Annotated in this window: 21 protein-coding genes; 4 read left to right on the forward strand and 17 right to left on the reverse strand. The window is 46.3% G+C overall.

What is annotated here, in order from left to right; translation table 11 throughout:
* Positions 1–5: 5 nt before the first annotated feature.
* Positions 6–131: a stressosome-associated protein Prli42 gene (gene prli42, locus MHB80_RS17830; RefSeq protein ID WP_150131586.1), complete on the forward strand. Its 126-nt coding sequence runs from the start codon at positions 6–8 to the stop codon at positions 129–131.
* On the opposite strand, the gene lipB is transcribed toward prli42, so the two are convergent.
* From lipB to lpdA, 5 genes are all read right to left on the reverse strand, one after another.
* Positions 87–833, reverse strand: a complete 747-nt coding sequence (gene lipB, locus MHB80_RS17835; protein ID WP_341278239.1) for a lipoyl(octanoyl) transferase LipB — start codon at positions 831–833, stop codon at positions 87–89. The two genes, prli42 and lipB, sit on opposite strands and share 45 nt — an antisense overlap.
* 17 nt (positions 834–850) lie before the next feature.
* A complete protein-coding gene (locus tag MHB80_RS17840; protein WP_341278240.1) occupies positions 851–2,197 on the reverse strand; it encodes a dihydrolipoamide acetyltransferase family protein in 1,347 nt (448 codons plus the stop codon).
* Between the two features lie 91 nt (positions 2,198–2,288).
* Entirely contained in the window at positions 2,289–3,272 is a 984-nt protein-coding gene (locus tag MHB80_RS17845; RefSeq protein ID WP_341278241.1) for an alpha-ketoacid dehydrogenase subunit beta, read from the reverse strand.
* A complete protein-coding gene (locus tag MHB80_RS17850) occupies positions 3,272–4,306 on the reverse strand; it encodes a thiamine pyrophosphate-dependent dehydrogenase E1 component subunit alpha (RefSeq protein ID WP_341278242.1) in 1,035 nt (344 codons plus the stop codon). Before MHB80_RS17850 ends, MHB80_RS17845 begins: the two co-directional genes overlap by 1 nt.
* Positions 4,307–4,523: 217 nt before the next feature.
* Positions 4,524–5,951, reverse strand: a complete 1,428-nt coding sequence (lpdA, locus tag MHB80_RS17855) for a dihydrolipoyl dehydrogenase (protein WP_341278243.1) — start codon at positions 5,949–5,951, stop codon at positions 4,524–4,526.
* A gap of 189 nt (positions 5,952–6,140) precedes the next feature.
* Here lpdA and MHB80_RS17860 point away from each other — a divergent pair, with 189 nt between their 5' ends.
* Both MHB80_RS17860 and MHB80_RS17865 read left to right on the forward strand, forming a co-directional pair.
* Positions 6,141–6,434, forward strand: a complete 294-nt coding sequence (locus MHB80_RS17860; RefSeq protein WP_338551817.1) for a DUF2627 family protein — start codon at positions 6,141–6,143, stop codon at positions 6,432–6,434.
* Positions 6,435–6,713: 279 nt separating this feature from the next.
* Complete coding sequence (locus tag MHB80_RS17865) at positions 6,714–7,511, forward strand: FlxA-like family protein (RefSeq protein WP_341283020.1); 798 nt, start codon at positions 6,714–6,716, stop codon at positions 7,509–7,511.
* A gap of 49 nt (positions 7,512–7,560) precedes the next feature.
* Here the strand turns inward: MHB80_RS17865 and sulP are convergent, their stop codons facing one another.
* Together sulP and MHB80_RS17875 are read right to left on the reverse strand one after the other, a co-directional pair.
* On the reverse strand, positions 7,561–9,348 hold the full coding sequence (gene sulP, locus MHB80_RS17870) for a sulfate permease (protein WP_341278244.1): 1,788 nt from the start codon (positions 9,346–9,348) through the stop codon (positions 7,561–7,563).
* A 175-nt stretch (positions 9,349–9,523) separates the two neighbouring features.
* A complete protein-coding gene (locus MHB80_RS17875; RefSeq protein ID WP_341278245.1) occupies positions 9,524–9,853 on the reverse strand; it encodes a metalloregulator ArsR/SmtB family transcription factor in 330 nt (109 codons plus the stop codon).
* A 176-nt stretch (positions 9,854–10,029) separates the two neighbouring features.
* Between MHB80_RS17875 and MHB80_RS17880 the strand changes: the two genes are divergently transcribed.
* Positions 10,030–10,662: a hypothetical protein gene (locus tag MHB80_RS17880; protein ID WP_341278246.1), complete on the forward strand. Its 633-nt coding sequence runs from the start codon at positions 10,030–10,032 to the stop codon at positions 10,660–10,662.
* A 201-nt stretch (positions 10,663–10,863) separates the two neighbouring features.
* Here MHB80_RS17880 and MHB80_RS17885 read toward each other — a convergent pair whose 3' ends face one another.
* From MHB80_RS17885 to dxs, 10 genes are all read right to left on the reverse strand, one after another.
* Complete coding sequence (locus MHB80_RS17885) at positions 10,864–11,481, reverse strand: DUF2185 domain-containing protein (protein WP_341278247.1); 618 nt, start codon at positions 11,479–11,481, stop codon at positions 10,864–10,866.
* A 17-nt stretch (positions 11,482–11,498) separates the two neighbouring features.
* Positions 11,499–11,756, reverse strand: coding sequence for a hypothetical protein (locus MHB80_RS17890; RefSeq protein WP_341278248.1), 258 nt, complete (start codon positions 11,754–11,756; stop codon positions 11,499–11,501).
* 210 nt (positions 11,757–11,966) lie between these two features.
* Positions 11,967–12,428, reverse strand: coding sequence for a hypothetical protein (locus MHB80_RS17895; RefSeq protein ID WP_341278249.1), 462 nt, complete (start codon positions 12,426–12,428; stop codon positions 11,967–11,969).
* A 510-nt stretch (positions 12,429–12,938) separates the two neighbouring features.
* Entirely contained in the window at positions 12,939–13,751 is an 813-nt protein-coding gene (gene spo0A / locus MHB80_RS17900) for a sporulation transcription factor Spo0A (protein WP_341278250.1), read from the reverse strand.
* 260 nt (positions 13,752–14,011) lie between these two features.
* Positions 14,012–15,343 carry a SpoIVB peptidase gene (spoIVB, locus tag MHB80_RS17905; RefSeq protein WP_341278251.1) on the reverse strand — a complete coding sequence of 444 codons (1,332 nt, stop codon included), beginning with the start codon at positions 15,341–15,343 and terminating at the stop codon, positions 14,012–14,014.
* A gap of 123 nt (positions 15,344–15,466) precedes the next feature.
* Positions 15,467–17,179, reverse strand: coding sequence for a DNA repair protein RecN (recN, locus tag MHB80_RS17910; RefSeq protein ID WP_341278252.1), 1,713 nt, complete (start codon positions 17,177–17,179; stop codon positions 15,467–15,469).
* A 27-nt stretch (positions 17,180–17,206) separates the two neighbouring features.
* Positions 17,207–17,659: a transcriptional regulator ArgR gene (argR, locus tag MHB80_RS17915; RefSeq protein WP_046231955.1), complete on the reverse strand. Its 453-nt coding sequence runs from the start codon at positions 17,657–17,659 to the stop codon at positions 17,207–17,209.
* Between the two features lie 28 nt (positions 17,660–17,687).
* Positions 17,688–18,140, reverse strand: a complete 453-nt coding sequence (locus tag MHB80_RS17920; RefSeq protein WP_341278253.1) for a hypothetical protein — start codon at positions 18,138–18,140, stop codon at positions 17,688–17,690.
* Between the two features lie 191 nt (positions 18,141–18,331).
* Positions 18,332–19,162 (reverse strand): TlyA family RNA methyltransferase, encoded by an 831-nt coding sequence (locus MHB80_RS17925; RefSeq protein WP_341278254.1) that lies wholly within the window; start codon positions 19,160–19,162, stop codon positions 18,332–18,334.
* A 16-nt stretch (positions 19,163–19,178) separates the two neighbouring features.
* A complete protein-coding gene (dxs, locus tag MHB80_RS17930; protein ID WP_341278255.1) occupies positions 19,179–21,077 on the reverse strand; it encodes a 1-deoxy-D-xylulose-5-phosphate synthase in 1,899 nt (632 codons plus the stop codon).
* Positions 21,078–21,167 lie beyond the last annotated feature (90 nt).

The raw sequence follows: 21,167 nt of genomic DNA on the forward strand, positions 1-21,167 counted from the left end.
TAGAAATGTTTAGAAAGGAGATCTGCCTTGTGAATCCTTCCAAGTATGTTCGAATTGTTGCCATCGTTGTTATTGCCGCCATGCTGTTATCCAGCTTGGTAGCCGGCATCGGGATGCTGTTCTCTTATTAGAACAGCATCCGGCGCAAAACCAAATACATCGCAGAAATGCGGCAGCAGCTGCTGCGCCGCTTCGCTTACCGACAGCTCGCGGCCCGTCAGCGTATTAAATGAGGTGACCCCGAACTGTTCAATGCCACACGGCACGATGCCGCTAAAGCCACTCTCCGCTATGCCCGCTTCTATATTCAGCGCAAATCCATGACTCGTCACAAAACCGCCGCGCCTCCGCGCCCGATTAAACTTCACACCGATAGCCGCAATTTTCTCATCCCCTACCCACACTCCGGTGTATTCGGGCTTTCTGCCTGATTCGATACCATAATCCTTCAGCCAATTGATGATGACCTGCTCGACGTTGCGCAAATAAGCATGCAGATCGAGACCCACCGCATCGAGATATAGCAGCGGATAGCCGACAAGCTGCCCGGGCCCATGATAGGTAATATCCCCACCACGGTCAATTTCAAATACAGAAATGCCCCGCTCCGCAAGCTCCGCCTCACCGAGCAGCAAATGCTCGGGATGACGGTCTGAGCCAAGCGTGTAGGTCGGCGGATGTTGAAGAAGGAGAAGCGTCTCTGGACGCTCCTCCTGGTCAACTTGCTTCACCATTGATTTTTGCAGCTCCCACGCCTCCGCATAGCCAAGCATGGAAATATAACGGGCTTCTAGCGGTTTCTTCCCATTAGATACATGAGTAGAGTCAGTCATAGCGGCGTCCCTCATTTCTAATACAATTTCGTATCGTTGTTGAAGCTCTCCAAGTTTTCCTTTACCTTCTGCATAAATCGGCCGCAAATAATACCATCCAAAATACGGTGATCCAGCGACAAACAGAGGTTTGCCATCGATCGAATGGCGAGCATGTCATTAATGACAACCGGACGCTTCACGATCGATTCAAACGTCATAATGGCCGCTTGAGGGTAGTTAATAATCGGATGCGTAATAATCGAGCCGAAGGAACCCGTATTGTTGACGGTAAACGTACCGCCCTGCATGTCAGCAAGCGTTAGGCGCCCTTCGCGTCCACGGCGAGCCAAGTCGTCGATTTCTTTCGCCAGACCGGCGATCGTTTTGTGATCGGCGTTTTTGATGACGGGGGTTGCAACCGATTCCTCGGTACCTACTGCAAGCGAAATGTTAATGTCGCGCTTCACGATGATTTTATCGACCGCCCACATGGAGTTCATAATTGGGAACTCCTTGATCGCATTAACGACTGCTTTCAACACGAAAGCAAGATAAGTCAAATTAATGCCCTCGCGCTTCATAAATTCATCCTTCACCTTGTTGCGAAGCACGACGAGATTCGTGACATCAACCTCAATCATCATCCAGCCATGCGGAATTTCGGTGACGCTCTGTTTCATATTACGTGCAATTGCGCCGCGAATCGGCGTAACCTCAATATAATCTTCACCCCGCCCAGGCACCCCGGAAACTGGGGAATTATATTGCTGAATCGTTGGCAAGCGCGGTGTTTCTGTCAAATGCAAGCCAGACGAACGAACCTGCTCATTAATCGGCTCTCGCCCGGCTTGCGGATTTCCTTTATTAGCGGAATTGCCTGCCGCTCCGCCCGACTGGGCGAAGGTGAGTACGTCTTTACGGGTAATACGCCCACCCAGACCAGTACCTGGAACGTCGCTCAAACGAATATTATGCTCGGCTGCCAGCTTCTGAACAGCTGGAGAGAAGCGATTGCGCATCGACATATCTCCTTCCGCCTCCTGTGCACCGCTTTGCGAGGCTGTGGATGATCCCGCGCCTTGCCCTGCTGCGCTATAACCCGATGGGGTCCCGCCAGCAGCCTGCGTTTCTACTGCGCCTTCCGTTTCGATTAGGCAAACAGGCGTCCCAACAGGAACGGTTTCCCCGTTGCCAACCAAAATTTTAACCATCGTACCCGATACCGTCGAAGGCAGCTCCGCGCTTACCTTGTCCGTAATAAGCTCACAAATAGGCTCATACATGTCAATGTGGTCACCAGGCTGCTTAAGCCACTTATCGATTGTTGCCGATACGAGCGATTCCGCCAGCTGCGGAATAACAATCTCCGTCACCGATTTCATCAATTATCCATCTCCCTAAAGGCTTGTGCTACGTGGACTGGCTTTCGTCCAAATTAACGCATTGCGGCGAAATGTCTCCTTCGGGCAAGCTTTAATACAAAGCCAAATTGCGCATAGCCTCTTTCACTTTTTCTTTATTCAGCAGGAAAAACTTCTCGCCAGGCGGATTAATAGGCATCGCCGGAACGTCCGGGCCGCACAAACGCATAATAGGAGCGTCCAGCTCATACAGCAGCTGTTCTGCAATAATCGCCGATACTTCGGCGCCTACGCCGCCCGTCTTGTTATCCTCGTGAATAATTAAAACCTTGCCCGTCTTGCGAACGGACTCCAAAATAGCCTCTTGATCAAGCGGCTGCAGCGTACGCAAATCTAGAATATGAGTGCTGATGCCTTCTTGAGCTAGCTCCTGCGCTGCCTGTTCAACGAACAGAAGCGGCATGCTGTAGCTGATGACTGTAATATCGTCGCCTTCACGCAATACGTTCGCTTTGCCAATCGGCACAATATAGTCGTCATCCGGTACTTCGCCCGTAATCAGCTTGTAGCATTTTTTGTTTTCAAAAAAGAGAACCGGGTCCGGGTCGCGCACAGCGGCCTTAAGCAGCCCTTTGGCATCGTATGCCCGATACGGCGCTACAATTTTCAAGCCAGGCGTTCCGAAAAACACCGACTCTGGACACTGGGAGTGATACAGCCCGCCAAATACCCCGCCGCCAATTGGGGCGCGAATGACAATCGGACAGCTCCAGTCATTGTTGGAGCGGTAACGAATTTTAGCCGCTTCGCTAATAATTTGATTCGTTGCCGGAAACATGAAATCCGAATATTGCATTTCTGCAATGGGCCTCATTCCGTACATGGCCGCACCAATAGCTACACCAGCAATAGCCGATTCCGCAAGGGGCGTATCCATGACGCGCTGCTCTCCGAACTGGTCAATCAAACCTTTTGTCGTTGTAAAAACGCCGCCCTTGACGCCAACGTCCTCGCCAAGCACGAACACGTCTTCATCACGCTCAAGCTCTTCCTTCATGCCAAGTCTGATCGCTTCAATATATTCGATAACTGCCACTAGATGTCCCCTCCTTGCCAAGCATCTCCTGCATACACATGGTCAAGCACCGATTCCGGCGATGGGAATGCCGCCTTGTCGCCGTATTCAGTCGCTTCGTCGATTTGCTTCTTAATGCCGGCAAGCAGTTCGGCATCCTTCTCCTCCGTAAGGAGTCCACAGTCCATCAAATACTGCCTGTATTTCGGAAGTCCATCCTTCGCACGGTTCTCATCGACTTCTTCCTTTGTCCGATAAGCCAGATCATTATCCGACGTCGAATGCGGAGACAAGCGATAAACCATCGCCTCAATAAGCGTTGGCCCCTCGCCAGCAATCGCGCGCTCTCGCGCTTCCTTTACAGTGCGGAACACTTCCAACGCATCATTGCCGTCAATTTGCACGCCTGTGAAGCCATAGCCAAGCGCCCGATCCGCAACGCGGCCTGCAAGCTGCTTGTGAACGGGAACAGAAATCGCATATTGATTATTTTCACACATAAAAATGACCGGAAGCTTATGAACGCCAGCAAAATTGCAGCCTTCATGAAAATCGCCCTGATTGCTTGAGCCTTCTCCAAAGGTTACGAAGCTTACCAGCTTCTGCTTCTTCATCTTCGCAGCGAGTGCAATGCCTACTGCATGCGGAACCTGGGTCGTTACAGGACTTGAGCCTGTGACAATACGCAGTCTTTTGCTGCCAAAATGCCCGGGCATCTGCCTGCCGCCGCTATTTGGATCTTCCGCTTTCGCAAAAACGGACAGCATCAGCTCTTTCACCGTCATACCGACGGACAACACAAAACCGTAATCCCGATAATAAGGCAAGTAATAATCGACTGAGCGATCAAGAGCAAATGCCGCAGCAACCTGTGCGACCTCTTGACCCACACCCGATACGTGGAAGTTGATTTTTCCTGCCCGCTGCAGCAGCAAATTGCGCTCATCAAACTTGCGCGCCAGCTGCATCATGGCATACATTTCGATAGCTTGCTCATCCGACAAGCCAACTGCGGCATGACGGGATTGCTGCTCAATTGAACCGGATTTCCCCATGAGAATTCGGCCTCCTTTAAAAATGCAAGAGTGTTTAAGCTACGCGCTTATACTCGGCTTATAATTCACTGCGAAACGTGCTTTTGCCGCCTAAGTACGAGGGCTACCGTTTACGCCTAACCAAAATTAAAACCAGGTACTAATACTTGATATTACCCATTATAACCTCTTTTTGCGGAAAAAGAAAACCCATGCTTTAAGCAAGCATGGGCAGCTGCTACATCGCAGTCGCCTTTCCGTCTATCGCCAGCATAGCCTCACCGAGCGCTTCGGACAGCGTCGGATGCGGATGAATCAATTGCCCGACTTCCCAAGGCGTTGCATTGAGGAAACCAGCAAGCGCAGCTTCCGAAATAAGATCAGTCGCATGCGGGCCTATCATATGAACACCCAAAATATCGCCGGTCGCCCGGTCGGCTATCACTTTCACGAAGCCGTCCGCATCTCCAAGTACGAGCGCTTTAGCAATCGCTTGAAATGGGACTTTACTCGTCTTAATGTCATGGCCTTTCGTTCTCGCGCCATCCTCCGTCAATCCGTACGAGGCAATTTCCGGACGCGAGTATACGCAGCGGGTTATGAGATGCGGCTCTATCGCTGTATGACCCTGGCCGCCAATATGCTCCACCGCCGCAATTCCTTCATGTGCTGCTGCATGCGCAAGCTGAACTCCGCCGATACAATCGCCAATTGCATAAATATGCGGCTCACTCGTCTGGCCAAATTCATTGATTTGAATAAAACCGTCCTTCGTGCGAATATCGGTATTTTCAAGCCCAATTGCTTCCACATTTGCTTGACGGCCAACGGCCAGCAGCAGCTTGCTTGCACTTAGCAGCACATCGCCATCCGCAGTCGCAGCAGGTATGGAAACTTCACCATCTCCCACGCTTAGCTCAGCCGTGTTCAATTGCATACTTGTTAGTATACGAACGCCGCGGCGCTTAAGCAGCCGTGTAAGCTCAGCCGACACCTCAGCATCCTCGCCAGGAAGCAGCCTCGCTCCCGCTTCAACAAGCGTCACCTGTACGCCAAAGTCCTGCAGCATCGATGCCCATTCCACACCGATTACGCCGCCGCCTACGATCAGAATCGATGCCGGAAGCTCCTCTAAAACAAGCGCATCATCGCTTGTGAGAATATACTCGCCATCTGGCGTTAAGCCAGGCAAAGAACGAGGTCTAGAGCCTGTTGCAATAATCAGGTTTTTGGAAACGACTTGCTCCATTTCTCCATCGGCGAGCTCGACAGCGAGCGATCCGCTGCGAGGCGAGAAAATCGATGGCCCAATGACGCGCCCTCTGCCTTTTATGACTTGAATGTTATGCTTTTTCATCAAATATTGCAGCCCTTTATGAAGCTGTTCCACCGTCTGTTCCTTGCGGCTCTGCACTTTATCAAATTGCAGCGAGATCGCTCCTTCAGCTACTGCAATGCCATAGGCATCTGACTCCAGCAAAGTGGCGTATACTTCCGCGCTTCTAAGCAGCGATTTGCTAGGAATACAACCTTTATGCAGGCATGTTCCGCCAAGGTTGTCCGCTTCGACAATCGCTACGCTTTTCCCCATTTGGGCCGCGCGGATTGCCGCCGTATATCCTCCTGGGCCGCCGCCCAGCACAGCTACATCTACTTCTACCGCCATCTATTTTAACCTCCGCCTGTATTTCATATGTATGCTATATTTATGAGCGTCTTTTGTTTGCATCATTATTATTGTAACCTTTTTAGCAGCGGTTTTCATCGTAAACTTTTCTGAAATAGACACTTTTCGCTGAAAAGGGTATCATATTAGCACAAGCCCATCTCACTATCATTAAGGAGTTACTCAATTATGAAGCTAGTTACAGCAAGGCTGATTGCTATTTTGCTGCTTGTCATTCCAGGCATACTTGCCTGTATCGGATTTTTAAAAATGAAAAATGCTGTCTACAACTACTTTGTCTCCTTCGGCTATGATGACATGCAGCCTAACTTTGAATGGCTGCCCTTCCTGCTGGGCCTGCTGCTGTTTGCCATTGGTGTCGGCTTTATCGGCGGCTGGACTTTTTTCCGCGACCGCAAGCGCAATTATGTCGCTCCCCGTTTCCGTCCGAAGCGTCCCAAGCCGCCAAAGCCAACCGCTTAGTCACTTATTCGCTCGCATGATCGCTGCCTTGCATCAAGCTCCTGCCGAAATGCCACACTTCATTATAAGTGGCTCGTGGGGGCTTTTTCTTTTTTTCAGAGTATCGGGAGCTTCCATTCCACAATATGTAAACTCGAATAAAACAAGCATCTGGATTGTAAAAATCTATAAACATTTTTCTTTTTGCTGAAACGTATATTATTTTTGTTTCCATTATTTCCGATATAACCATTAGTCAATCATCATAATGAATAAAAGGGGGAGCTTGCCATTTCAGCTATATTATCTGCCTCATCAGCAACACGCTCAACGTCTACTTCTGCATCGAGGGAAGGCACCGCATCCGCTTCGCCACGCGAAAAAGAAATTCAGGCGCTCATGAAGCAAAAAGCTAGATTAAACGAAGAAATGCAATCCGTCAAAACGAATGAAAAGCTCGACACGAAGCTGAAAATGGAACGCGTAAAAGCATTAACCGCCACTATTTCCCAAATTGACGCGCAAATTGCACAGATTCGTTCAGAAGAAATTCAGGATAAAACCAAAATTGGCGCCTCTCAGGATGACCAGCCTAAAAAAAGCACTTCGGACAATCCCGAGAAAAATATGGACCATGCTGTCAAAAACAGTATGACCTATGACCATCTCGGCAAGCTCGCCGGCGTTCGAGAGAAATTGCAAGGCTCCAACGTCACAATGGAAAGCGGCATTCGTTTTGACCGCATGGTCATTGAATCCAACCCGCACACCGACGCTGGAAAATACGCTATGCTGGAAAATGCCGAGCAAACCGTCTTCAAGCTGAAGCGTGAAATGATGGCGAAAACAACCAGCCAAATTCATGCGGTCGATCAAAAAATGGGCGAGCTTGTCAATGACATCAACACTACGGATGACAGCTCTTCAGAAAGTGATGAGAAAGCCGCTCGCGGCAAAGTACTCACAAGTGAAGTCGCAACTAGTGACAAGGTAAGAGAACGAAACAACAGGCAGACAGAGGGAGAGCCTGAGGCTTCTGTTCAGAAACCGAACGTACAGTCAGCGGCAGCAGCGCAATCCATTGACATTCGGATATAACAATAGACTGGCCTATAAGTCAAAGAAGTTAATGAATCATTCCGCTCCTTTATTGGTTCACTGTAACCAATAAAGGAGCGTTTTTTTGGATAGGATCATTTCCCCCTCGATTTGTAACGCTTTGCGTTTCTCCATTGGATAGCGCCGTGCATTCACGGAATACAAAATGCTTGCATCCCAAACATTTATTTGTATCCAGATGGAGCAAAGCATAGCCAACTGCTTCACCAGTATGATCAAAAAAGTGATGAGTACCCATGCGCTCAAATAAACCTGTTTTTTTCAGCATCTGCAGCGGCTGTGGTTGGGCTCCTGACAGCAGCACGATTCCCCCGGATTTCTGGAATCCCTTGACTAAAGTAGTCAAATTAGCTGCTCCTGTCGTATCCATAAAAGGCACCTTCCCAAGGCGCAGCAGCAAAATTTCAGACCTCTGTTTAGCCGTATCTTTCATAACCTGTTCAAACTTATTCATCGCTCCAAAAAACAGAGGCCCGTCAATCGTATATATACTAATCTGAGGACAATCATGTCCCTCGTATACCATATTTGCTCTGACTTTTTCATGTTTATGATTTGGATCTGGCAGCATCTTCTCGACCGTTAAGGATTGGCTCATCCGTTTCACAAATAAAAGCAGTGCCATTAATAATCCCACTTCTACTGCCGTTGTTAGATTCGTAAATACCGTAAGAATAAAAGTGATGACAAGTAAAAGGGAATCACTCGTTTTCGTCTTTAAAACATGGATAAATGCGCTTCGTTCACTCATATTCCATGCAACTACCATTAAGATGGGAGCCATGCTGGCAAGTGGGATATGAGACGCATAAGGCGCAAACAGTATAAGCACCAGCAGGACGACGAGGCTGTGAATGATGCCGGAAATCGGCGAGGCTGCTCCACTCTTAATATTAGCAGCTGTGCGTGCAATCGCTCCCGTTGCCGGTATTCCACCAAACAGCGGAGTGATCATATTGGCGATCCCCTGTCCAATAAGCTCGCGGTTGCTGTTGTGGCGATTGCCAGTCATACCGTCAGCTACTACAGCGGACAGCAGCGATTCAATCCCACCCAACATGGCAATAATAAAAGCAGGCTTAAGCAAATTCACTATCCGATCCCAAGTCATGTCGGGTATGCGAAATTCAGGCAGTGTGCTCGGAATCGTTCCATAAGCAGAACCAATAGTTGCCACCTCTCCGTTAAAAAATAAAGCTGCGACGACGCTCGATACAACGAGCCCCAACAAAGCCCCAGGCAGCTTAGGCATAAATTTCGGTGCCAGCAGAATAATCACCAAACAAATACCAGCCGTCAGCAGACTGTAGCTATTTAAAGTCGTAGCATGAAACCCAATCTCTTTCATATTAGACAAAAAATCTTCATGCCTTTCGATCCCTTTCAAACCTAAAAAGTTAGCGATTTGCCCACTGAAGATGATGACGGCAATTCCTGCGGTAAACCCAATTGTAACAGGCCGAGGTATAAATGTAATCAACGAGCCCAGCTTAAAAAGACCCATCACAACAAGCATAATTCCCGCCAGGAAACCAGCAAGCAATAAATTTTCATAGCCATATTGCAGTACAATAGCGAAAAGAATAGGAATAAAAGCACCCGTAGGGCCACCAATCTGAAATTTTGAACCTCCGAAAGTCGAGATAAGAATGCCCGCTATTATGGTCGTATAGAGGCCGTATTCAGGCCTGACGCCTGAAGCAATAGCAAACGCCATTCCGAGTGGAATGGCGATAATACCGACAATGAGGCCCGAAACCATATCCTTGCGAAGCGCAGATAATTGATATCCATCAAATCTCTCTCTTCCCTTCATTCGCCACAACCTTCTTTTCTTCATATATTTGATTATTTGAATATAAGGAAAAGATACTCCTACGCTTCCTTTATGTCAAACACAATATTCAGTCGAGTTTTCGAATAAGTCCTTATAAAAAGCAAAAAAACAAGGTTTTCCTAAATCTTGCTCACGGATTCCCTTGTTTTTTCAATTATGGCTCTTTACGAATATCTTCCAGTAGGGTAATGGCATCAACGAGATGATTGTCAAAAATCTGTTTCGTTACTGACAATAAGTCCTTAATTAATGGATCACGCAAGGAGTAAATGACGGAGGTGCCTTCTTTCACACTGTGGACAACGTTTTTATTGCGCAAAACAGCCAACTGCTGCGATACGGCTGAACCTTCCGATCCTAAAATGCTTTGCAGCTCATTTACGTTCCTTTCCCCTTCACTTAATACTTCAAGAATGCGAATCCGCATGGGATGAGCCAATGCTTTATAAAAATCGGCTTTAAACTGTTGAATGTGCTGATTCATAAACTTCTCCTTACTATTAAACTTTTAAATATATGAATATCATAGCACATATCAAGAAATGATTGAAAACGATCCGTACGCTTGTCCATTAATTTCTTAACGGGTATAATACTCCTTATATTCATACTTTTGAATATTTGATTTTAAATTGATTCACAGGAAAGGTAAGGATGCGAATGCCCCGATTTACAATTGACCACCCATCAAGAGAAAATTCGCTAATCTTTGATGAAAAACCGCATGAAATTAGCAAGCAAGTGGTCATTGACCTTGGAATGGCCTCTCTGCAATCTATAGGATCAGAGCATATTTGCAAAGTTTGCATTTCAAATAGCGGTTCCTGCTGCAGCGGCTGCAGCCATCTTTCAGATCGGGTTGGATGCCAGCGTCGCAATACAAGCTGTACCGCATGGTTATGTGGGTTTATTAAATACGTCCTTTATGAGACGGGATATTTGCAGCAATGGAACGATTTTTGGGAGCAAGTGCCTGGACAGGACTTCCGCGTAGATTTCACGCCAGATTCGTTTTTCATTCAAAAATCTTTAAATCTTCCAAACATGCGCAGCATAAGCGAGGCACTTGCTGCTGATTTGCAGGAACTGGCCCAAACTCATATCGCTATCGGTTTTATATTAACACTTAGAGAGAAGCTGGATAAAAATATAGATCAATTCATGTTTTATCATGATGATACTGGAAAACAAGCCCGTATTAGAAAACGGATCCAATTTTTATCACTACCGTTTGAACGCTTCCATCTCGCCTTAGACGATTTTATGAAAAAGATGGATCATCATGCTAAGTGAAAAAATCCAACTTTGAAAGTGACAAGCACGCGGAGTCGGGGTTTTACTAGTTAAACAAATTGAATTTCACTTAGATGGGAGCAGCTCATGCAGGGTTCTACTAATACTTGTTTGTTGCAGGGCAACTTGCGTTCTATTCGAACCTGCATGAGCTTTTTTTCCGCTATTAAACTCTGTAACAATAATTATTCAATTTGTGAATCAACCCCAATCATAATCAATTAGTTTATTAAACTTTCCCGATTTACTATCTCTTTCATAGGCAGAAAACGGTTCGGCATCTACAAATGCTAAAAAAGAATCGTCAATATTAAGCGCCGCTCCAAGAGATACAACTTGGTAATTTTCCAGATTTCCATTGTATCCTTCAGGCTCATAGCCGCTAAAAAAGATCCATCCTAAATGATTCTCTTCATTCGGTTCATCTTTCAACATGAGATTGAAGCTTCTCTTTTCTAGAGCATCTCGGGTCATTACGATTTTGGTATCCATATAATAATTCCATTTGCTCGCTTCTGGGTCTTCTAGCTTCGTATCGCATATATGCTCATAAGTAAATTGAATTTCTTGCCCATAGCTTAGTTCAGCTATATAAGAAGGTATATTTCTGAGCAAGCCCTTGAAGTTGTCCTCATTTCGCTCCACAATTTCAACCCACATTCTTTCGCCAATAAATTGCTCGTGCTCCTCATCGGACAAAAAGATCAACTTCACAAATTCCCCAACCTGCAGCAGCTTTAACATTTGAGGGCTAGGCAAATAAAAAGTGTAAGGTGCTTCTTTGTTACGATTATATATGCTGTCCAGCGTCCAAGTCATGAATACCCTCCTTTGGTTCATTCGTAGTATTTAGCAGCCATTAGAATGGAAGCGAAAAGCTGCCAGGATGCATCTGCCGGTGTTTCTTTGTTTTGATTTTGATAAAACCCATCCATATCCTGCATCCAGCTTTCAATTGCATCAAAATAATCGGCTAATGCTCTATTCTCCCACTCTTCCGGTTTATGAGCGAGATTGTCTCTGAGTAAAGAAACAAATTGGATAAAATCCTCTTTTGTCTTTATATGATCTATCAAATCGTTTGGCTTCCCCATTACAGCACAACCTCTCGCAGGCACAATTGGCCTAAATGACCGCAATGTCATTATAACAATGGTTGAATTGTACGACCACTAGCAAGATGGTTTTGAAAAATATAATACCGTTTGTTATTGGAATTTTAAAATCCAATAATAAACGGTATCGGCATGCTCCATTCGCAGCTTATCTGCTACCCTCGCAATGAGCTCACTATTTGGTGCGATCTATAAATTGTTATATTGCGGAAGTTCAAAATTCGTTAACCCTTCGTATAACGCTTTTTGAACCGAATACTTACGTGCTAGTTTATACGGTATCGTGTAATCCCCGAACATGCTCTCCAACACTATGTCATAATTGATGCGTTCCGCTTCTTCTCTTCTCCACGAAATGGACACACCCTCATTTTCTCCGCCAGCCACATCGTTGATGAGCACGTTTACGGTTATCTCGTATACTTCCGGATTCTCAAACAGAATCTTAGAGTACGCGACTAACGATCCACCTGCTTTCTTGACAAAATCTTTTTCATCCGCAAATATTCCCGGATTAACCGTAATCGCTAGGTATTCTCCTTGATCATCGAAACTAGACACGAATTTACGGAAAGTCTCGGCCTCTACCGGAATAGCAAACGCAGCTCCTACGTTGCTCTTTAGCGCCTGTTTGACATTTCCCTCTGACACTTCAGCGGTCGCCCAATCAAATGGAGCAGCGGATGGACCCGCGCTTGGTGACGGCTCCGGAGGCGCCTCTGCTGACAGACTAGAAGACGGAAACATGTCTGATCCCGGCGTAGAACTGGTACTCCCTTCTACCGGAACGTCTTTTTCGCTTGAGCATCCTGTTGATAACATCGTAATTATAGTGAACCCTAGAAGAGCGATATTTAACTTTTTGATTGCTTAAACCCCCTACGACTTTCTTTTTAGCTAATACGTGTATCGTAGATATATGTAACGAAATATGAAAAGAAAACGGCCACATTACGGGATAAGTCCCGTAAGTGACCGCTGTTAACGTCAGTATCTATATTGCATTTTATCGTGTAATCTATGATACGTCGACTTTTCGGAACTGTGCGAGTTTACCGCAATGGTTACGAAAATGTTTGTTGGAACGATGGCGCAGATTTGTTCACAAATTCACCGAATCAGTGGCCGTACAAATGGCGCAAACCCTTACCCAGCCTACGTTCAGCTAACCTTATGCTCAATCCGCAGCTTATCCGCCACCATCGCGATAAACTCCGAGTTCGTAGGCTTGGACTTGCTGATATTGATCGTGTAGCCAAATAGGTGACTGATGCTGTCGATGTTGCCGCGCGTCCAAGCGACTTCGATAGCATGGCGAATCGCTCGTTCGACGCGGGATGGTGTCGTTTTGAATTTTTCCGCGATTGCTGGATATAACGTTTTTGTAATCGCACCCAAAATTTCGATATTGTTATACACCATTGTGATCGCTTCGCGTAAATACTGGTAGCCTTTAATATGAGCAGGCACACCGATTTCATGAATAATGCTTGTAATATTGGCATCTAGGTTTTTGCCTTTAGCAAGCGGCACGACATTCGATTTCACTGTTGATGAATTCGAATTGTAAGAAGAAGATGCCGAGTATGAAGAATTTCCAAACAGCTGGCGAATCCGGTTAGCCAAAATATCCATATCGAAAGGCTTGAGAATATAATAAGAAGCACCCAATTGAACTGCTTTTTGTGTGATATTTTCTTGACCGAAAGCGGTCAACATAATGATTTTAGGCATTGGAGAAATGTTCATTTCCCGCAAGCGCTCCAAAACGCCAAGTCCGTCCAAATGAGGCATAATAATATCAAGAATGAGTACATCCGGCATTTTACGGGATTCTTCTAAGTGCCTCAGCACTTCTTCACCGTTATACGCTACGCCGCTCACATTCATATCACTTTGATCGGATATGTATTCCGATAACAAATTTGTAAATTCTCTGTTGTCATCTGCCAATAATACATCAATTTTTTGCAAGATATTATCCTCCCTCAAATGATAATCCAATTTTCACTCTTGAACCTTCCCCTAGTTGTCTTGAGTAACATTTTCGACACGTCGATATAAATTCCTTCTGTCGAAAATTATTTTTCTTTATTTTTTTTCTCAATACCGTTATACTGATTATTTATTTACATTTAGCGCTTCGTTTCGCTGAGTTTCGACAAAAGAAGGCCTTCCACAAAAATAAAACAACCGCCTGCAGCTTATAAGCACACTGCCGCTGGCGGTTGTTTTTATGCTGCTGTTTGACTGTCCTGCTGTAATGTAGATTTCAATAACACCCCTGCATCTTGAAGCATCCATTCAATGAAACATCCATAACCCGATGTGGGATCATTTACAAAAACATGGGTCACCGCACCAACCAGCTTGCCATTTTGAATAATTGGGCTGCCTGACATACCTTGTACTATGCCGCCCGTTTTATCAAGCAAACGCTTGTCCGTTATTTTGATAACCATTCCTTTAGTTGCCGGACTGTTCTGCTTCATAACATGAGAAATTTCAATATCAAATTTCTCAACCTTTTGCCCGTTTACTACGGTATAAATTTGAGCAGGACCTTCAGCTACCTCCTCAGCAAAAGCAACCGGCAAAGCACTGCTGTTATAGCTATGGGTAGGGTTTTCATTCATTTTTCCGAAAATACCAAATGGCGTGTTTCGTTCTACATTGCCTAACACTTTACTTTCCTTCACAAAATGGGCCCTTTTTTCGCCCGGTTCGCCATTTTGGCTTTTGTTAATCGACGTTACACTGGATTGAAGAATTTGACCATCGCCAACTTCGATAGCTGTTTGCGTGTCCATATCAGTAATAACATGTCCAAGTGCTCCGTAAACGCCCTGATCAGGAGCATAAAACGTCAGTGTGCCTACACCAGCAGCAGAGTCGCGTATATAAAGCCCTAGCCGCCACGTTCGATCCTCAGCATCATAAGATGGATTCAAAACGGTTTTGCTTAATTGCCCGCTACGCTTATATACAATATCAAGCGCTTTCTTGTTGTTGCCTGCCTGACCAACGAGCTCTGCTACTTTCCTCACTTCGGTAACCTTCTGCCCATCGATCTTGACAATCAAATCGCCAAGACGCAATCCTGCAAGCTCACCTGGAGACTGTTTGCTGCCATTCTGACTAGTCACTTGATGATGACCGACGACTAAAATCCCCGCTGACTTCACCTTAACCCCAATGGTTTGACCACCAGGAATGACCTTTAAATCAGGCACAACATTGACTTTCACCGTCTTGAAAGGAATTTTACCGAATAATTTCACTTTCATCCTCGTCTCGCCGCTTTGCTGCGAATGCAAGGATAGCGGTTCGTTCAAATTGACTGATAAAGACCGGGTCGATGAGCCATTCACTTGAAGCATACGCGGGTCCACCGTAACTTGAGCATGAACAGGAACTCCATATTGTAATCGTTTCGATTGGCCTGTGAACAATCGCAGTTCATTCGGGATTGAGGCTAAGTGCTGAAACGGTGTGGAGAAGCCTACCATGCAAATCAAAATCACGAGAACCAGACCGAACCATCTCTTCCTCTTGCTGGAGTTCAATGATTTCACGCTCCCTGTAATTCCATCGCATGACGATAAAGGTTTAATCGCCATTGGCGTACCTTTAACTTACCCTGCCCCGACCGTTTTATGACCACAAAAAACTTCCCTGAATGCCCTCCATTAGGCTCCTTTCTGTCGCAATGCCAAATCAAGCATTTCTTGTGCATGATGTCTCGTTTTCTCGGTGACTTCGACACCACCCAGCATGCGCGCCAGCTCCTCTATCCGGGTACTGCTCATAATTTCTTTAATGGAGGTCGCTGTACGCTGATTAACGACTTGCTTGCGGATCTCATAATGGTGATCGGCCATACAAGCTACTTGCGGTAAATGCGTAATAGAGAAAATTTGGCAGCGACGCGATAGTTGGGAAAGCTTCTCTGCAATCGATTGTGCCGCGCGTCCGCTTACACCGGTATCCACTTCGTCAAATATGAGTACTGGTATTTGATCATGCTCAGCAAATATCGCTTTCAGGGCAAGCATAACCCGCGACATCTCGCCGCCTGAAGCAATTTTATTCAATGGTTTAAGCGGCTCTCCAGGGTTGGGAGCCAGCATAAACACTGCTTCGTCACAGCCATTGCTATTAAGCACTACAGCTGATTCCTTTTGATCATGCTGCTTTATTCTGTCCATTTGAACAGAAAAAATCGTATTAGGCATTTGTAATTGACGCAGCTCACGCTCAATGGACTCCGCCAAACGTGTTGAAGCATGATTGCGCAGCTTCGACAGCTCCTCAGCAAGTTCAAGTGCCGACTTAAACAGCGTTGCTTCGCTATTACGCAGCTTTTCTAAATAGTCATCGCGGTTTTCGATCTTGTCGCGCTCCACGACGATACTTTTATAATAAACGAGAATATCCTCAATGCTCTCGCCATATTTACGTTTCAAACCATGAATGAGGTCTAGACGATCCTCGATAGTCGAAAGCTGCTCCGGATCTGATTCAATGGTATCTCTGTAATCTCTAAGTTGAAAAGCGGCATCCTCAGCTTGATAATAAGCCGATTGGAGCTGTTCAAGCAACGGCCCGACAATATTTGGATCATACGTCTGAATATCCGATAGCTTAATAATCGCTTTATTCAAAGCATCCAAGCCAGCATCGCCATACAATAAAGAATAAGCTTCTGTTACATTATCCATCCGTTTGCTGGCGTATTGCAGCTTGCGTTTCTCTTCAGCCAAGCTTTCATCTTCTCCAACTTTGAGCTGGGCATTTGAAATTTCTTCGATTTGAAAACGGTACAAGTCCAGCATTTGCACATTATGGCGTGCTGAATCTTCAAGCTCTCGCAGCGCCGCTCTTGCCTGCTGCAGCTCTTTGTATACCGCTTTATAAGTCTGCTTGCGCTCAATCAATAAGTCACCTGCGAACATGTCAAGCCACTCCAGATGCCTCTCTGTTCGCAGCAAAGATTGATGCTCATGCTGACCATGAATATTAACTAAGCATTCTCCAATTTCACGAAGCATCGTCATGGTGACCAGCTGTCCATTCACTCGGCTGCTGCTTTTGCCTTGGGAGGTGAGCTCACGACGAATGACAAGCATCTCGTCATGTAATGCCTCTACTCCTAGTCTCTCCAGCACATGCCATACAGGATGCATCCGCGGCAAATCAAACATCGCATCCATTTCCGCCTTCTGACAGCCATACCTGACCATATCTGCGGAGCCCCGTCCTCCAACAATTAAGCTAAGCGCGTCAATAATGATGGATTTACCCGCTCCCGTCTCCCCCGTCAAAACATGAAAGCCATGGTGGAACGAAACCGTCACCTGCTCAACTACAGCTAAATTTCGAATGGACAGCTCTCGCAACATAAACTGATGCCTCCTAAAATTGGTGTGTTAGTTCAATAGCTCCAGCAACCTCTCTACGACCTCATTGCTCTGAGCTTTCGTGCGGCAAATAATCAAAATCGTATCGTCTCCGCAAATGGTTCCCATTACTTCCTGCCACTCCATATTGTCCAGCAGCGCGCAAATCGTATTGGCTGTGCCCGGCAAACATTTCATTACGACCAAATTGTCTGTGAAATCGATGTTTACGAAGTGATCGAGCAGTGCCCGCTTGAGCTTATGAATCGGATTGATCCGTTGTTTCTCCTGCGGCAACGAATATCTGTATCTGCCATCCTCTGCTGGAACCTTAATGAGCATAAGCTCCTTAATATCACGTGATACTGTAGCTTGCGTTACCTGCAATCCGGTATTGCGCAGTGCTTCAACTAGCTCCTCCTGCGTCTCCACAACCTGATTCGTAATAATTTCCTTAATTTTAAATTGACGTATTCCCTTCATAAATAAAGCGCCTCCCAAACATGCTATTCTACAACTGAAAAACAACTTTTCTAATGGAGCGTTCCTTCACATTAATAAACAGGATACCCTGGCATTTCGGCAGCAACAGCGCGTACACAAGCAGCCTGTCCCTTATTCCGCTTCCCGTCCAATCCATCGGCATACGATCCCTTGCAGTCTTCACGATGTATAACTCTCCGTCAAGTTCTGCAATATAATCTATATACAAGCGGCTGTCCAGCTCTTGGCCATCCAAGTCAATCTGAATGGGGATCCGGTGCTTGCCTGAAACGACGTGATATCCACTCTGCTCAAGAAACAGAACGTTCTCATCATTCGGATCAAGCGGAACACCTTTACCAAGCTTCAAGCGGTTAAAGGAGGCTGGCTCATGCAGCCAGCGATGAAACAATCGAAACAACCACAGGATTAACAAGGCGGAGGCAACTAGCATAATTAACCAGTCACCGTATTTGTCCATATGCAACCCTCCATCCAAAACATCCTTATATGTATTGGTTCGTGATGGACGAGGCATATTCCTGTCAATGTTTATAAAGCGAACGCATGTTTGGTTGAGTCCAGTGTATCAAAAAAGACCCAACTCTGTAAAGTAAAAAATAGGGGAACGCCTGATCGCCTTAGCGATGCAGGCATTCCCCTCGCAGCTTGTTACTGTTTTTCAGCGGAAAAGGTACCGCTCGCCTGCTTGACGAGCTCCATAATTGCCGCATCATCGGGAACCTGCTGATTAGGCTGGTTATCCCAAATCCAGTAAGCTAAAAATTCAATATTGCCCTCTCCGCCTGTAATAGGTGAAAAGGATAGATCACGCAGCGTATAACCCATCTCAGCAGCAGCCTGCGTTACATTGCGCAGTACCTCTGCATGTACCTTAGAGTCCCTTATCACGCCAGATTTCCCTACTTTATCTCGCCCTGCCTCAAATTGCGGCTTGATTAACGCCATCACGCCTGAGCCTGGATCAATTAATCCAGCCAGCGCAGGCAAAATGAGCTTCAATGAGATAAAAGAAACATCAATAGTGGCAAATGTAGGCTTAGGCCCTAGCAGCTCTTCAGGCTTTATATAACGGAAGTTAACGCGCTCCATGACGTTCACACGTGGATCTTGGCGCAGCGACCAATCCAGCTGATTGTAGCCCACGTCAATGGCATAAACGTATTCCGCTCCATTTTGCAAAGCGCAATCCGTAAAACCCCCAGTCGAAGCTCCAATATCCAGCATCGTACGTCCAGCGAGATCCAGCTCAAAGGCGCGAATGGCCTTCTCCAGCTTTAGGCCCCCACGACTCACATAGGCATGAATAGCGCCTTTTACTTTAATATCCGCCGTGCGAGCAATTTTCATTCCGCTCTTATCGATCGGTTCGTTGTCCACCAGAACAAGGCCTGCCATTAGCGCTTTCTTCGCCTTCTCCCTGCTTTCATAAAAACCACGCTCGACGAGCAGCACATCTATTCGTTCTTTAGGTGTCGTCATTCTGTTACCTAGCCTTCTAATGCTGTCCAGTAATGCGCATTTTACTGCGAGGATGCATGTTTTTGAGCTCAGCCGCTATCCGTTCGCCCGTCAGGCCCACTTCAGCGCGCTGCTCTTTAATGGAACCATGTTCAATAAATTGGTCTGGAATACCGACAATGCGGATTGGCAGGCCATAAATACCACGGAGTGAGTAAAATTCAAGAATCGCACTGCCTAGACCGCCAAGTTCTGCTCCTTCTTCCAGCACAATGATGTTTTTACCTTCATTAGCAAGAGACAACAGCATTTGCTCATCCATAGGCTTAATAAAGCGAGCATTTACAATACGGACATTCATGCCATCACGCTTCAGCAGATCAGCTGCTTCTTCCGCCACTTGCAGCATAGGTCCGATAGCAATAATAACTGCCGAATCACCTTCACGCACAATTTCCCATGAACCGATTGGCAGCGGCAGCAGCTCAGCATCAATGGTTACGCCAAGACCGTTGATCCGCGGATAACGGACCGCAATCGGACCCTCATTATAATCAACCGCCGTCTTCATCATCCGGCGCAGCTCATTTTCATCCTTTGGCATCATAATGACGAGATTTGGCACATGACGCAAAAATGGAATATCGTACACGCCATGATGGGTTTCCCCATCGGGACCAACAAAGCCAGCACGGTCGATAGCAAAAATAACATTCAAGTTTTGGCGGCAAATATCATGCACAACCTGATCATACGCTCTTTGCAGAAACGTAGAATAAACGGCAAATACCGGCTTCATTCCTTCAATTGCCAGTGCCGCAGACATCGTCGCCGCATGCTGCTCAGCAATGCCAACATCGATCATGCGCCCTGGAAAACGAGCTGCGAATTCCATTAGCCCTGATCCGCCCGGCATAGCAGGCGTAACGGCAATAATGCGCTCATCCTTCTCGGCCAACTCAATCAGCACATCGCCAAATACCTGCGTATACATTGGCGAGCCGACGGCCTTGACAACCTGACCCGACTCGATCTTGTAAGGAGAGATGCCATGCCATTTGTGTGAATCTGCTTCCGCTGGAGAGTAGCCTTTACCTTTAACCGTCACCACATGCACAAGAACAGGTCCTGGCACGGAATCTGCCTGGCGGAAAATATCCAAAAGCTGCTCCATATCATGTCCGTCAACTGGTCCCAAATAAGTGAGACCAAATTGCTCAAAAAGTATGCCGGTTACAAGCAAATATTTCAGGCTGTCTTTAAACTTTTCCGCCGTCTTGGCCAGCTTGCCGCCGACAGCAGGAATTTTATTCAAGAAATGCTGCAGTTCTTCCTTCGCCTTCTGATAATGGCGATCAGAACGGATTTTCCCTAGATATTGATGCATCGCACCGACATTCGGCGCAATGGACATCTCATTGTCGTTCAGTACCACAATCATTTTTTTCTTCTCATGACCGATATGATTAAGCGCCTCAAAGGCCATCCCGCCAGTCAAAGCACCGTCGCCAATGACGGCAACAACCCGATTGTCCTCGCCTTTAAAGTCTCGCGCCATCGCCATACCAATTGCTGCAGACAGTGATGTGCTGCTATGTCCGGCTTCCCAAACATCATGCACGCTTTCGTCGCGTTTCACAAACCCGCACATGCCTTTATATTGACGCAGTGAATCGAAGCGATCCATGCGCCCTGTTAAAATTTTATGCACATAAGATTGATGACCTACATCAAATACAAATTTATCCTTTGGGCTGTCAAATAAATAATGAAGAACGAGCGTCAGCTCCACAACTCCTAGATTGGAAGCAAGGTGACCACCCGTAACGGAAAGCTTCTCAATGAGAAACTGGCGCACTTCACCTGCAAGCAGCTCCAGTTCTTTCTTGGAAAACCCTTTTAAATCCTGAGGACCGTTTATATGTTCAAGCAGCACAGTACTTCCTCGCTTTCGCGAACAGCAGACATCACTGTTCAATAGACGTCAAAATATTTAAACTATTATAACATAGGCTTTATTTTTTTC

The organism is Paenibacillus sp. FSL H8-0537 (assembly GCF_038051995.1).
Lineage (GTDB): Bacteria > Bacillota > Bacilli > Paenibacillales > Paenibacillaceae > Pristimantibacillus.

Excerpts from the sequence above, each read along its gene's own strand:
- prli42 (WP_150131586.1), top strand. The coding sequence starts at position 6 with ATGTTTAGAAAGGAGATCTGCCTTGTGAATCCTTCCAAGTATGTTCGA.
- lipB (WP_341278239.1), bottom strand. The coding sequence starts at position 833 with ATGACTGACTCTACTCATGTATCTAATGGGAAGAAACCGCTAGAAGCC.
- MHB80_RS17840 (WP_341278240.1), bottom strand. The coding sequence starts at position 2,197 with ATGAAATCGGTGACGGAGATTGTTATTCCGCAGCTGGCGGAATCGCTC.
- MHB80_RS17850 (WP_341278242.1), bottom strand. The coding sequence starts at position 4,306 with ATGGGGAAATCCGGTTCAATTGAGCAGCAATCCCGTCATGCCGCAGTT.
- lpdA (WP_341278243.1), bottom strand. The coding sequence starts at position 5,951 with ATGGCGGTAGAAGTAGATGTAGCTGTGCTGGGCGGCGGCCCAGGAGGA.
- MHB80_RS17860 (WP_338551817.1), top strand. The coding sequence starts at position 6,141 with ATGAAGCTAGTTACAGCAAGGCTGATTGCTATTTTGCTGCTTGTCATT.
- sulP (WP_341278244.1), bottom strand. The coding sequence starts at position 9,348 with ATGAAGGGAAGAGAGAGATTTGATGGATATCAATTATCTGCGCTTCGC.
- MHB80_RS17875 (WP_341278245.1), bottom strand. The coding sequence starts at position 9,853 with ATGAATCAGCACATTCAACAGTTTAAAGCCGATTTTTATAAAGCATTG.
- MHB80_RS17880 (WP_341278246.1), top strand. The coding sequence starts at position 10,030 with ATGCCCCGATTTACAATTGACCACCCATCAAGAGAAAATTCGCTAATC.
- MHB80_RS17885 (WP_341278247.1), bottom strand. The coding sequence starts at position 11,481 with ATGACTTGGACGCTGGACAGCATATATAATCGTAACAAAGAAGCACCT.
- MHB80_RS17890 (WP_341278248.1), bottom strand. The coding sequence starts at position 11,756 with ATGGGGAAGCCAAACGATTTGATAGATCATATAAAGACAAAAGAGGAT.
- recN (WP_341278252.1), bottom strand. The coding sequence starts at position 17,179 with ATGTTGCGAGAGCTGTCCATTCGAAATTTAGCTGTAGTTGAGCAGGTG.
- argR (WP_046231955.1), bottom strand. The coding sequence starts at position 17,659 with ATGAAGGGAATACGTCAATTTAAAATTAAGGAAATTATTACGAATCAG.
- MHB80_RS17920 (WP_341278253.1), bottom strand. The coding sequence starts at position 18,140 with ATGGACAAATACGGTGACTGGTTAATTATGCTAGTTGCCTCCGCCTTG.
- MHB80_RS17925 (WP_341278254.1), bottom strand. The coding sequence starts at position 19,162 with ATGACGACACCTAAAGAACGAATAGATGTGCTGCTCGTCGAGCGTGGT.